Source organism: Streptomyces krungchingensis, from assembly GCF_054729265.1.
In genome coordinates, this window is the sequence record NZ_JBPUKY010000001.1 from 2,612,097 (window position 1) to 2,623,901 (window position 11,805).

At 71.9% G+C, this 11,805-nt stretch carries 11 protein-coding genes; 2 read left to right on the plus strand and 9 right to left on the minus strand.

Translation table 11 applies throughout. The features are described from left to right. Nucleotides 1–65 precede the first annotated feature (65 nt). From ACSYGO_RS11715 to infC, 8 genes are all read right to left on the minus strand, one after another. On the minus strand, nucleotides 66–1,061 hold the full coding sequence (locus tag ACSYGO_RS11715) for a PP2C family protein-serine/threonine phosphatase (RefSeq protein WP_426682555.1): 996 nt from the start codon (nucleotides 1,059–1,061) through the stop codon (nucleotides 66–68). Nucleotides 1,062–1,495: 434 nt separating this feature from the next. Then, a complete protein-coding gene (pheT, locus tag ACSYGO_RS11720; protein WP_460386624.1) occupies nucleotides 1,496–4,000 on the minus strand; it encodes a phenylalanine--tRNA ligase subunit beta in 2,505 nt (834 codons plus the stop codon). Next, nucleotides 4,000–5,124, minus strand: coding sequence for a phenylalanine--tRNA ligase subunit alpha (gene pheS / locus ACSYGO_RS11725; protein ID WP_426682535.1), 1,125 nt, complete (start codon nucleotides 5,122–5,124; stop codon nucleotides 4,000–4,002). The genes pheT and pheS overlap by 1 nt, the downstream gene beginning before the upstream one ends. Before the next feature lie 180 nt (nucleotides 5,125–5,304). Continuing rightward, a complete protein-coding gene (locus tag ACSYGO_RS11730; RefSeq protein WP_426682536.1) occupies nucleotides 5,305–6,474 on the minus strand; it encodes a sensor histidine kinase in 1,170 nt (389 codons plus the stop codon). A gap of 51 nt (nucleotides 6,475–6,525) precedes the next feature. Then, nucleotides 6,526–7,386, minus strand: coding sequence for a TrmH family RNA methyltransferase (locus ACSYGO_RS11735; protein ID WP_426682537.1), 861 nt, complete (start codon nucleotides 7,384–7,386; stop codon nucleotides 6,526–6,528). Between the two features lie 200 nt (nucleotides 7,387–7,586). Next, nucleotides 7,587–7,970, minus strand: a complete 384-nt coding sequence (gene rplT / locus ACSYGO_RS11740) for a 50S ribosomal protein L20 (RefSeq protein ID WP_006141703.1) — start codon at nucleotides 7,968–7,970, stop codon at nucleotides 7,587–7,589. 97 nt (nucleotides 7,971–8,067) lie between these two features. Next, on the minus strand, nucleotides 8,068–8,262 hold the full coding sequence (gene rpmI / locus ACSYGO_RS11745) for a 50S ribosomal protein L35 (RefSeq protein WP_007829094.1): 195 nt from the start codon (nucleotides 8,260–8,262) through the stop codon (nucleotides 8,068–8,070). Between the two features lie 152 nt (nucleotides 8,263–8,414). Continuing rightward, nucleotides 8,415–9,086, minus strand: a complete 672-nt coding sequence (gene infC, locus ACSYGO_RS11750) for a translation initiation factor IF-3 (protein ID WP_099500143.1) — start codon at nucleotides 9,084–9,086, stop codon at nucleotides 8,415–8,417. Between the two features lie 368 nt (nucleotides 9,087–9,454). Between infC and ACSYGO_RS11755 the strand changes: the two genes are divergently transcribed. After that, nucleotides 9,455–9,811: a DUF1844 domain-containing protein gene (locus ACSYGO_RS11755; protein WP_426682538.1), complete on the plus strand. Its 357-nt coding sequence runs from the start codon at nucleotides 9,455–9,457 to the stop codon at nucleotides 9,809–9,811. A 7-nt stretch (nucleotides 9,812–9,818) separates the two neighbouring features. Here ACSYGO_RS11755 and ACSYGO_RS11760 read toward each other — a convergent pair whose 3' ends face one another. Beyond that, nucleotides 9,819–10,550, minus strand: coding sequence for an SseB family protein (locus tag ACSYGO_RS11760; protein WP_426682539.1), 732 nt, complete (start codon nucleotides 10,548–10,550; stop codon nucleotides 9,819–9,821). Nucleotides 10,551–10,698: 148 nt separating this feature from the next. On the opposite strand from ACSYGO_RS11760, the gene ACSYGO_RS11765 reads away from it, so the two are divergent. Then, the gene (locus tag ACSYGO_RS11765) at nucleotides 10,699–11,667 is read left to right on the plus strand and encodes a serine hydrolase (protein WP_460386625.1); all 969 of its coding nucleotides are present in this window, start codon (nucleotides 10,699–10,701) and stop codon (nucleotides 11,665–11,667) included. The last annotated feature ends 138 nt before the right edge of the window (nucleotides 11,668–11,805 follow it).

The following is an 11,805-nucleotide window of genomic DNA, read 5'->3' on the forward strand; positions in this document are numbered from 1 at the left end:
CCGCGCCGTCCGCCCAGCTGCCTGCCCGACACTCCGTGGCGGGGCGGACGGCGCACGCCGCGGCGTCAGGTCACCTGCTGGGCGACGGAGGCGCCCTGTTGCACAGGGACGCGTCGGCGGTCGTTGCGCAGCACGAGCAACGCGACGTCGTCGGCGGGCGATCCGCCGGCATGGCGCAGGACCCGGGCGAGCACACCACTGAGGACGGATCGGGGTGAGGCGGGCTGGACACGGACCACGTCGGCGAGCACGGCCTGCAACGGGAAGAAGCGGCCGTGCCCGTCGCGCGCGTCCTCGACCCCGTCGGTGTACAGGAAGAGCCCTTCCCCGGGCAGCAGTCGGCCGCAGTGCTCGGCGGGCAGCTCGGCAGGCAGCGGGAACGGGCCGAGCGGCGGCAGTGGTTCACCCGTGGACAACCGCTCGACGCGACCGCGCGCCGCCGCCCGTTCCGTGGGGCCGCGCAGCAGAAACGGCCAGGGATGGCCGCAGTTGAGGGCGTACACCTCGCCGTCGCGGCGGATCTCCAGCAGCAGCACGGTGACGAACTCCTCGGCGACCGGACTGTCCGGATCGGTCCCGGCCGACGGGTGCTCGGCCCGGGCCCGCTCACGCAGGTACCGGGCCAGCGCGCGTTCCAGCCGCTTGAGGACGCAGCCGAGTTCGGGCTCGTCGTGCACGGCCTCGCGGAAGCTGCCGAGGACGGCGGCGACGGTTCCGATGGCACCGATACCGTGGCCCCGGACGTCACCCATGACGATCCGTACGCCGTGCTCGGTGGCGATCACCTCGTACAGGTCGCCGCCCACGTTCGCGCCGCGGTCGGCGGACAGTTGTGCCGCCGCGACGTTCAGCCCGTCGATGCGTGGGGGCAGGGGGCGCAACAGCACGTTCTGGGCGGCGCCCGCGACCTTGCGGATCTGCCGCAGCTCTCGCAGCAGCGCGCCTCTGACGTGCAGTATCAGGCCCGTGCCCACCGCGAAGAAGACCGCGCTGGTGACGATCCGCGCGCCCAGCCCGTCCTCCTGAGCGAGCGGGCAGGCCATCTTGTACGTGATCGCCATCGCGCCCCAGACCGTGGGCAGCCCCAGACTCAGCGCCCGGCGCAGCGGGCGCCGCTCGGCGCGGCGGACCGTCCTCTCGGGGCCCGGGTACGCGACACGCCCCCGGCCGATCCGGGGCCCTCTTCGCCGCACGGCCCGGGTGAGCCCGGCTCGCAGTCCGTCGCCCCTGCCTCGCGGCCCCAGGCCCGCCCGGGCCAGCACCCGCGAATGCGTCCGGGGCTTCGCCCTGCGGGGAGCCCCAGCCTTGATACGGATCATGCCGATTGGCCCCCCAATAGGCCCTGACAGCGCAGAAGGCCTCCGAGAGACCGGTCCGATTCTGTCGACCGCATGCCCCGATCGGGCCAGATCGCCCGGAGTTGTCACCCCAAAGAGTGAGGGGTACATCCGGACCACCGGATGTACCCCTCATCACGCCCTCGACTGTGCCGGGCTCACGCCCCGCGCAGCACCGCCCCGGTGCGCTCGGCCGCCAGGGCGACGGCCGCGTCACGGGCCGCGGAGGCCTCGTCGACGGTCAGGGTGCGGTCGGTCGCACGGAACCGCAGCGCGTAGGCGAGGGACTTCTTGTCCTCGCCGAGCTGCTCGCTCTCGTAGACGTCGAAGAGCCGGATGGACTCCAGGAGCTCACCCGCGCCCTCGCGCAGCGCCGCCTCGACGTCGGCGTGCGGGATCTCGCGGGAGACCACCAGCGCGACGTCCTGCGTGGCGACCGGGAAGGTGGAGATCTTCGGGCCCTTGGGCAGGCCCGCGCTCGCCTCCTCCAGCGCGTCCAGGTCCAGCTCCATCGCACAGGTGCGCGGGGCCAGGCCCAGGGTCTTCAGAACGCCGGGGTGCAGCTCACCGGCGTATCCGATGACCTTCTCGGTGCCGTCGACGAGCACGGCGAGCTCGGCGCAGCGGCCCGGGTGCCACGGCCCGTACTGGCCGGAGCGGACGAGGAGTTCGGTCCCCGCCTCGCGGGCCAGGATGCGCGCGGCCTCGACGGCGTCCGCCCAGTCGGCCGGGCGGCCCTTGCCCCACCAGCCGGCCTGCTCGCGGGCGCCCGCGAGGACGACGGCGGCGTGCCGGGGCTGGACGGGCAGCGCGGCGGTGAGCGACGCGATCTCCTCGTCCGTGGGACGGCGGTCGACCGGCAGCCGTCCGGCGACGCGCAGCTCCCGCTGCGGGTGGAAGACCAGACCGGTCTCGAAGAGCGCCAGGTCGTGGCTGCCGCGGCCGTCGTTGCGGCGCAGTGCGCCGAGCAGGCCCGGCAGCAGCGTCGTACGGAGCGCGGGCTCCTCGTCGGAGAGCGGGTTGACCAGCTTGACGACCTTGCGCTTCGGGTCGTCGGCGGCGAGGCCGAACTGGTCGAAGACGTGCTCGCCGATGAACGGGTAGTTCAGCGCCTCGACGTATCCGGCACCCGCCAGGGCGCGGCCGATACGGCGTTGCAGGCGCTGCCGGCCGGTGAGGCCGAGGCCCGCCGGGGGCTTGGGCAGCGTGGAGGGCAGGTTCTCGTAGCCCTCCAGCCGGATGACCTCTTCGGCCAGGTCGTTCGGGTCGGTCAGGTCGGGCCGCCAGGACGGCACGGTGACGATCAGCTCGTCCTGCCCGTAGACGTCGCAGCCGACCTGCTGGAGACGGCGGACGACGGTCTCGCGGCCGTAGTCGACGCCCGCGACCTTGTCCGGGTGGTTCGCCGGGATGGTGATGGTGTGCGGCGCGGACGGCGCGATGACCTCGGTGACGCCGGCGTCGGCGGTACCGCCGGCCAGCAGCACGAGCAGGTCGACGGTCCGCTGGGCCGCGGCGGACGCGGCCTGCGGGTCGACACCGCGCTCGAAACGCTTGGACGCCTCGGACGCCAGCTTGTGACGGCGGGCCGTCCGCGCGATCGAGATCGCGTCGAAGTGCGCGGCCTCGACGACGACCTCGGTGGTGGTGCCCTCGGTGTCGTCGATCTCCGTGTTGGCGCCGCCCATCACGCCCGCGAGGCCGATGGGGCCGCGGTCGTCGGTGATCACCAGGTCCTCGGCGTCGAGGGTGCGCTTGACGCCGTCGAGGGTGGTGAGCTTCTCGCCCTGCTCGGCGCGGCGCACACCGATCGCGCCCTGGACGCGGGAGCGGTCGTAGGCGTGCAGGGGCTGGCCGAGCTCCAGCATCACGTAGTTGGTGATGTCGACGGCGAGCGAGATCGGGCGCATGCCCGCCTTCTGCAGGCGGCGCCGGAGCCAGATCGGGGAACGGGCCTCGGGGTCGAGACCGGTCACCGTGCGCGCCGTGAAGCGGTCGCAGCCGGCCGGGTCGCCGACCTGCACCGGGTAGCCGAACGCGTTCGGGGCCGGTACGTCGAGGAGCGCCGGGTCGCGCAGCGGCAGGCCGTACGCGATGGCGGCCTCGCGGGCGATGCCGCGCAGCGAGAGGCAGTAGCCGCGGTCGGGGGTGACCGCGATGTCGAGGACCTCGTCGACGAGCTGGAGCAGCTCGATCGCGTCGGTGCCGACCTCGACCTCGGGCGGCAGCACGATGATGCCGCCGCTGCCGTCGTCGCCCATGCCGAGCTCGTCGCCGGAGCAGATCATGCCGTGCGAGGTCTTGCCGTACGTCTTGCGCGCGGCGATGGCGAAGTTGCCGGGCAGGACGGCGCCCGGCAGCACCACGACGACCTTGTCGCCGACCGCGAAGTTGCGGGCGCCGCAGACGATCTCCTGGGGCTCACCGGTGCCGTTGGCCGTGCCGACGTCGACGGTGCAGAAGCGGATGGGCTTCTTGAAGCCCTCCAGTTCCTCGATGGTCAGCACCTGGCCGACGACGAGGGGGCCCTTGAGGTCGGCGCCGAGCTGCTCGACGGTCTCGACCTCCAGGCCTGCCGAAATGAGCTTGGCCTGGACGTCGCGCCCGGTCTCCGTCGCCGGCAGGTCGACGTACTCCCGCAGCCAAGAAAGCGGGACCCGCATCAGATCTCCATCCCGAACGGCCGGGTGAACCGGACGTCACCCTCGACCATGTCTCGCATGTCTTCGACGTTGTGGCGGAACATCAGCATCCGCTCGATGCCGAACCCGAAGGCGAATCCGCTGTACTTCACCGGGTCGACGCCACAGGCGACGAGCACCCGCGGGTTGACCATGCCGCAGCCGCCGAGCTCGATCCAGCCCTCGGAGGAGCAGGTCCGGCAGGGGCGGTCGGGGTTGCCGACGGACTCGCCCTTGCAGACGTAGCAGAGCATGTCCATCTCGGCGGACGGCTCGGTGAAGGGGAAGTAGTTCGGGCGCAGCCGGGTCTTCATGTCCGAGCCGAAGAGCGACTGGACCATGTGGTCCAGGGTGCCCTTGAGGTCGGCCATGGTCAGGCCCTCGTCGATGGCCAGCAGCTCGATCTGGTGGAAGACCGGGGTGTGCGTGGCGTCGAGCTCGTCCGTGCGGTACACGCGGCCGGGGCAGACGATGTAGACGGGCGGCTCGCGGTCGAGCATGGCGCGGGCCTGCACGGGCGAGGTGTGCGTCCGCAGGACGACACCGGACTCGCCGTGGTCACCCGTGGGGCCCTCGACGAAGAAGGTGTCCTGCATCTGCCGGGCCGGGTGGTCCGGGCCGAAGTTCAGGGCGTCGAAGTTGAACCACTCCGCCTCGACCTCGGGGCCCTCGGCGATCTCGTATCCCATGGACACGAAGACGTCGGCGACCCGCTCCATCATGGTGGTCAGCGGGTGGCGGGCGCCGGCCGGCACACGGTCGTAGGGCAGCGTGACGTCCACCGCCTCCTCGACCAGGACGCGGGCGTCGCGCTCGGCCTCCAGCTCGGCCTGGCGTGCGGCGAGGGCCTTGTTCACGGCGCCGCGGGCCTGGCCCACGCGCTTGCCGGCGTCGGCCTTGGCGTGCGGGGGCAGGGCGCCGATCTCGCGGTTGGCGAGGGCCAGCGGCGAGGTGCCGCCGGTGTGGGCGACCTTGGCCTCCTGGAGCGCGTCGAGGTCACCGGCGGCCGCGAAGGCGGCGAGCGCCTCGTCCCGCATGCGCTCGATCTCTTCCGGTTTCAAGGCCTCGACCTCTACAGGGTCGTACGACTTATTCGGTGCCGACATCTCTTCCCGTGCTTCCGGTTGGCTGGCTGAGGGTCCCCGTCCCGACTCGGGGGACGCGTCGTCCCTGAAACGGGGACGCAAAGGTGCCAAAGGCCGAGTCTAACGGGGTGGGAGACAGCCTTGGACGCGCAGTCCAAGGGGTGGCTCCCTGATGCGTGCGCCCGTGGGGCCTCTTCGGCGTCAGAGGAGATGCGCCGGGGTGCCCACGGGCAACGTAAATCGGAACTCGGCGCCGCCGCCGGGGGCGCGGCCGACCGTGATGGTGCCGCCGTGGGCTTCGACGATGCCCTTGACGATGTAGAGCCCGAGGCCGGTGCCGCCGCGCTTGCTGCCCCGCCAGAAGCGGGTGAAGACGCGGTTCATGGACTCCTCCGGGATGCCGGTGCCCTCGTCGCTCACCGTGACCGACGTGGCGGTGTTCTCGCCGTCCTCCCGCTCGTGCGGGGACACCGAGGGTGCCAGATCAATGGTGACGGTTCCCTCGCCGTGACGCACGGCATTTTCGAGCAGGTTGCTGAGCACCTGGTCGATCTTGTCCGGGTCGGCCCACAGGGCGGGCAGCGGCTGCTCGATGCGCAGCAGGAAGCGGTCGGCCGACTGGCCCGAGGCGACGTACGCCTGGATGTGCCGCCCGACGGCCGCGCCGATGTCGACGGGCTGGCGGCGCACCTCGAGACGGCCCGAGTCGATGCGCGAGATGTCGAGCAGTTCGGCGATGAGCCGGGTGACCCGGTTCGCGTCGGCGTCGACGGTCTCCAGCATGAGCTTCTTCTGGTCGTCAGTGAACCTCTCCCACTTCGCCAGCAGCGTCGCGGTGAAGCCCTTGACGGAGGTCAGCGGCGAACGCAGCTCGTGGGCGACCGTCGCGATCAGTTCGGCGTGGCTGCGCTCGGTGCGGCGGCGGGCCTCGGTGTCACGGAGGGAGACGACGACGCGGTGCACGGGGCCGGTGGGGCGCGTCCGCACGTAGCGCGCGGAGACGAGGACCTCGCGCGCCCCGGGGAGCAGCAGATTGCGCTCGGGCTGGGCGTTGCGGATGGCGAGACCGCCGTACGGGTCGGTCAGCTGCCACCATCGGCGGCCCTCCAGGTCCTCCAGCGGGAGCACCGTGTCGAGCCTGCGTCCGAGGGCGTCGGCGGCGGGGACCGCGGTGATCCGGGCCGCGGCGGCGTTGAAGCAGATCACCACGCCGTGCTCGTCGGCCACGACGAGCCCGTCGGGCAGGTCGTCGGGGTCGACGCCGAGGTCGGCCGGGGCACGTCCGGTGGGGTCGCCGTGCCGGGACGTGGGTGTGCCGCGCACCTCCCGTGCTCGCGGCGCCTTCTGCGCACCGCTCGTGCCGACACTCATCCCCGTACCCCACCTCTCGTCTGGCGCAGGGCCCCCGAGCCCGTCACCCTACTAGCTGTCGGTGACGGAGCGGCACCCTCCGGAGGCGCGCTGTGCACGGGCGGACGCGTAGAGACATACGGCGGCGGCCGTGGCGAGGTTCAGACTCTCGGCCTTTCCGTGGATGGGCACGCGCACGACGGCATCGGCCAGCGCCCGGGTCTCCTCCGGAAGCCCCCAGGCCTCGTTCCCGAACACCCAGGCGGTGGGGCCGCCCATGGTGCCCTTGTCCAGCTCGTCGTCGAGGTCGTCGTCGCCCGCGCCGTCCGCGGCGACGATCCGCACCCCGGCGTCCTTGAGGCCCTGCACGGCCCGCTCCACGGGCACGCCGACCGCGACGGGGAGATGGAACAGCGAGCCGACCGAGGCGCGCACGGCCTTGGGGTTGTACAGGTCCACGGACGCGTCGGTCAGGACGACGGCCTCGGCGCCGGCGGCGTCGGCGCAGCGCAGCACGGTGCCGGCGTTCCCGGGGTCCCGGACGTGGGCGAGGACGGCGACGAGCCTCGGCCGGGCTTCGAGGATGTCCTCGAAGGGGGTGTCGAGGAACCGGCAGACGCCGACGAGTCCCTGCGGGGTCACGGTGGTCGAGATGTCGGCGATCACCGTCTCGTCCGCGAGGTGCACACGGGCGCCGGCGTCCCGGGCCTCACCGATGATGTCGGCGTACCGCTCCGCCGCCTCGACGGTGGCGAAGAGTTCCACGAGGGTGGCCCGACCGTGCGCCCGGTGGGCCGCCGCCTCCCGTACGGCCTGCGGGCCCTCGGCGAGGAACAGCTGCTCCTTGCCCCGGAAGTTCCGCTTGGCCAGCCGCCGCGCGGCGAGGACGCGGGGCGAACGCGGGGAGATCAGCTCGGGGGCGGCGGAGGGCATGGGCTCACCTTCGGAAGTTCACGGGTACTTGTCGGGCGCGGGCCCGCGGTCGACGGGTACGGGCAGGGATGCGGGCCGCCGTGTGCACGACGTGTCCGGCCGCCCGCGCGCACGGGCCGCCGCCCGTCCGGACGCAGCAGGACCCGCAGGCCTCGGGCCTGCGGGTCCTCCGGTCGCACCGGCCTAGAGCCGGTGCAGCGTCACGCGGCCTTCGGCGCGTTGACGTCCGACGGCAGCGCCTTCTGCGCGACCTCGACGAGCGCGGCGAACGCGTTGGCGTCGTTGACGGCCAGCTCCGCGAGGATCTTGCGGTCGACCTCGACGTTCGCGGCCTTCAGACCCTGGATGAAGCGGTTGTACGTGATGCCGTTGGCGCGGGCAGCGGCGTTGATGCGCTGGATCCACAGCTGCCGGAAGTCGCCCTTGCGCTTCTTGCGGTCGTTGTAGTTGTAGACCAGCGAGTGGGTGACCTGCTCCTTGGCCTTGCGGTACAGGCGCGAACGCTGACCGCGGTAACCGGAGGCCTGCTCCAGGATCGCCCGGCGCTTCTTGTGGGCGTTGACTGCCCGCTTGACGCGTGCCACTTTGTTTAACTCCTTGTAGCGGGGCCGTGGTGGTCGTCACACGGCCCGAAATCGATTGGGTCCCGGTCCAGACGCGCGGCGCCGAGGCGCCGGTGCGTCACTTGCCGAGAAGCTTCTTGATCTTCTTGGCGTCGCCCGGGGCCATCTCGGCGTTGCCGGTGAGGCGGCGCGTCAGGCGCGACGACTTGTGCTCGAGCAGGTGGCGCTTGCCGGCGCGCTCACGGAGCACCTTGCCGGAGCCGGTGACCTTGAAGCGCTTGCTGGCACCGCTGTGCGACTTGTTCTTCGGCATAGCGCCGTTATCTCCTCGTCAGTGGCGTTCCGGTGCCCGGTCGTGAAACCGGGCACGATGGAACGTCATATGTATCGATTGACATCCCCGGACTGCTGTCCCGGGCGCCCAGGACCGGTGTCCTCGACGTGCCCGGGGCGTAGGTCCTGGGATCAGGCCTCGGCGGAAGCCTCGGCCGGAGCCTCGGCGGTCTCGGCCTCGGCGGCGTTCTGCGAGCGACCGGGGTTGGCCTTCGCTTCCGCCTTGCGGGCCGCCTGGGCCTCACGGGCCTCGGCCATCGCCTCGGTCTTCTTCTTGTGCGGACCGAGAACCATGATCATGTTCCGGCCGTCCTGCTTCGGGTTCGACTCGACGAAACCGAGGTCCTGGACGTCCTCCGCGAGACGCTGGAGCAGTCGGTAGCCCAGCTCGGGCCGGGACTGCTCGCGACCACGGAACATGATCGTGATCTTGACCTTGTCGCCCTGCTTGAGGAACCGGACGACGTGACCCTTCTTCGTGTCATAGTCGTGCGGGTCGATCTTCGGCCGGAGCTTCATCTCCTTGATGACCGTGTGCGCCTGGTTCTTGCGCGCCTCACGGGCCTTCATGGCCGACTCGTACTTGAACTTCCCGTAGTCCATGAGCTTGCAGACGGGCGGGCGAGCGTTCGCCGCCACCTCGACCAGGTCGAGGTCGTACTCCTGAGCAAGCTCAAGGGCCTTGGCAAGCGGAACAATCCCGACCTGCTCGCCGCTGGGACCGACAAGTCGCACTTCGGGAACGCGAATCCGGTCGTTGATGCGGGGCTCGGCGCTGATGGATCCTCCTCGGTAGCACCACACGGCGGTCTGGCGGACAGCCGCGTATGTCTCTGATGACACGTGGACCAACCACCGCGGGGCATGAAAAATGCCCCGGGACGGGACACAGGCGGGGCTCCATGACTACCGGAGCACCGCCGCGGTGAACCGCGGGGCGCACTATCGGGCGACTCCACCGTCCGTACGGAACGGTGGTGGCCGCCTGACCGGGTGACCCGCCGCCCCGGAGGACGGTCAGGTGGGAGATCGGAGCCTCCACTTGTGGGTCGAGCACATAGGTGTCCGACCGGTCGTTACACAAGGTTAGCAGTTCCCCGGGGTCCGCGCTAACCGGGCGCCCCGGACTCCCCCGCGCGGACGGCCGCGCACCTGGGCCTATCGTGTCAGGTATGAGTGACACCCCTCCCCAGACTCCCGACTACGACACCATGGCCCGCGACATCGCCGAGGTCCCGGCGGTCGAGGTGATCGTGACGGTCGCCGTGAACCTGATGAGCGCCGCCGCCGTGAAGCTCGGTCTGACCGAGGAGGGGGACGAGCACAAGGACCTGGACGAGGCGCGCAAGCTGGTCACCGCGCTCGCCGGGCTGCTCGACGCGAGCACGACCGAGATCAGCTCCTTCCACGCGGCGCCGCTGCGCGACGGTCTGAAGTCGCTCCAGCTGGCGTTCCGCGAGGCGTCGATCGTCCCGGACGAGCCGGGCCAGGGTCCGGGCGAGAAGTACACGGGCCCGGTCTACGGCTGACCTTCACTCACCGACGTACGTACAGGGGCTCGCCCGGCGGCGTCGCCTCGGCCGGCAGCAGCGCCAGGTCGAGGCCGCGCACCAGGCGGGCCCTCAGTGTCTCGTCGGCCGCGAGCCGCTCGGCGACCGAGCGGGCCGCCTCGGCCGGGGCGGCGGACGGGTCGAGCACGAGGGCGAGGGTGCCGTCGGCGTGGCCGGGCCCGAGGTGGGCGCGCAGGACCAGCGGTTCGGCGGCGACCGCGGCCCGCACCGCGGCCACGACGGCCGGGTCGGCGAGCGGGTCGGTCGAGGTGCGTCCCTCGGCGAGCGCGAGCAGCGCCGGGCCCGTCAGCTCGTAGGGCACGGGGCCCGCCATGTCCAGGACGATCGTGTCGGCCTTCTCGTGCGCGGCGGCCTGTAGCGCCTGGTGCAGGGGTACGGCGACGGGGCGGGCGGCGGGGTCCCAGCGGGCCAGCGACTCGGTGGACGTGAAGGCGGGCAGCGCCGTGCGGTGGCCGGCCTTCAGGGTCGGCACCGCCATGTCGCTGGTCTTCTCGTGGCGCAGTCCGTTCTCGTCCTCCTCGACCTCGCCGAGGACGGCCACCACGGGCACGAGCAGCCGGGCGCCCTTGAGCGCCTCCAGGACGGGCCCGACGGCGGTGCGGTCCTCGGCCCAGGCCGCGAGCGCCGCGCTGAGCCTCGGGTCGGCGCTGCCGTCGTCGTCGGAGAAGCCGGAGTCGGGAATGTTCTTGTTCGCCACGGTCCCGACCCTATCGGGGTGATGCTGCTGCGCTTGTGCGGGCCCGGTAACCCGGTGGTGACAGGGCTCATGCGTTTCTCAGCCTTCCCTGACACACATCTCACATGCGTCTAACCACGGGCACAGCCCCGGCGCCCAGCATCGCGGGATGGACCGTCACAGAGCCCGAGGGCGCCGCGCCCGCACCGCCCGACGCACGCCGCTGCTGTCCGCCCTGGTGGCCTCCGCCGTCCTGGTGGGCGGCACCGCGGCCGGCACCTTCTACATGAAGGCCCAGGCGCACGACGGCTCCGGGCCCGTATCGTCGTCCGGGTCCCCGGCGGCGTCCTCGGCGTCGCCCGCCGTCAGCGAGGAGGCGTCGGTGGAACCCGTGGCGGAGCCCTCGGTCGATCGCGAGGCGTTGCTCGCCGCGGCGATGAAGTCGGTGACGGCGGAGAACGGGGCGAAGGTGTCGGTCGCCGTCCTCGACCTCACCTCCGGCGAGAGCTCCGTGTACGGCGACGGCTCCTTCGACACCGCGAGCATCGTGAAGGTGGACATCCTGGCGGCGCTGCTGCTCCAGGTCCAGGACGCGGACCGGCATCTCACGGCGCAGGAGAAGGCCTACGCCACCGCGATGATCGAGCACAGCGACAACACGGCGGCGTCCGCGCTGTGGGACGAGATCGGGCAGGCGGACGGCCTGGACTCCGCGAACGCCCGCTTCGGCCTGTCCGGCACGCAGGGCGGCGACGGCGCGCTGTGGGGGCTGACGCAGACCACGGCGACCGATCAACTCACCCTGCTCCGGCAGGTGTTCGGCGTCGGCGACACCGAGCTCTCGAAGAGTTCGCGCGCCTATGTGCAGGGCCTCATGGGCGGTGTCGCGGCCGGCCAGCACTGGGGGGTGTCGGCGGTCGCGGACGGCTCCGCCTGGGCCCTGAAGAACGGGTGGCTGGCGCGCAGCACGACCGGGCTGTGGGACATCAACAGCATCGGGCGGGTCACCGCCGACGGACGCTCCTACCTGGTGGCGACCCTGTCGAACGGCAACTCCACGCAGGCGAAGGGGATTTCGCTGGTCGAGGCGGCGGCGCGGGCGGCGGTGTCGGCGTTCCGGGACACGGACGCGGGCTGAGGCCCCGGTCGCTCGGGGCGCTGCCGGGGAGCGTGCGCCCGCAACACCCGTACCGCCTGCACGGCTTGCCCGGGGCCCATGCTGCCCGACCGGTCCTGCCGGTGAGCTGCGGCAGGCGCGGTTCCGTTCAGGTCCCGC

Excerpts from the sequence above, each read along its gene's own strand:
- ACSYGO_RS11715 (WP_426682555.1), bottom strand. The coding sequence starts at position 1,061 with ATGGCGATCACGTACAAGATGGCCTGCCCGCTCGCTCAGGAGGACGGG.
- ACSYGO_RS11765 (WP_460386625.1), top strand. The coding sequence starts at position 10,699 with ATGGACCGTCACAGAGCCCGAGGGCGCCGCGCCCGCACCGCCCGACGC.
- ACSYGO_RS11735 (WP_426682537.1), bottom strand. The coding sequence starts at position 7,386 with ATGCCCTCCGCCGCCCCCGAGCTGATCTCCCCGCGTTCGCCCCGCGTC.
- pheS (WP_426682535.1), bottom strand. The coding sequence starts at position 5,124 with ATGTCGGCACCGAATAAGTCGTACGACCCTGTAGAGGTCGAGGCCTTG.
- rpmI (WP_007829094.1), bottom strand. The coding sequence starts at position 8,262 with ATGCCGAAGAACAAGTCGCACAGCGGTGCCAGCAAGCGCTTCAAGGTC.
- ACSYGO_RS11730 (WP_426682536.1), bottom strand. The coding sequence starts at position 6,474 with ATGAGTGTCGGCACGAGCGGTGCGCAGAAGGCGCCGCGAGCACGGGAG.
- pheT (WP_460386624.1), bottom strand. The coding sequence starts at position 4,000 with ATGCGGGTCCCGCTTTCTTGGCTGCGGGAGTACGTCGACCTGCCGGCG.
- ACSYGO_RS11755 (WP_426682538.1), top strand. The coding sequence starts at position 9,455 with ATGAGTGACACCCCTCCCCAGACTCCCGACTACGACACCATGGCCCGC.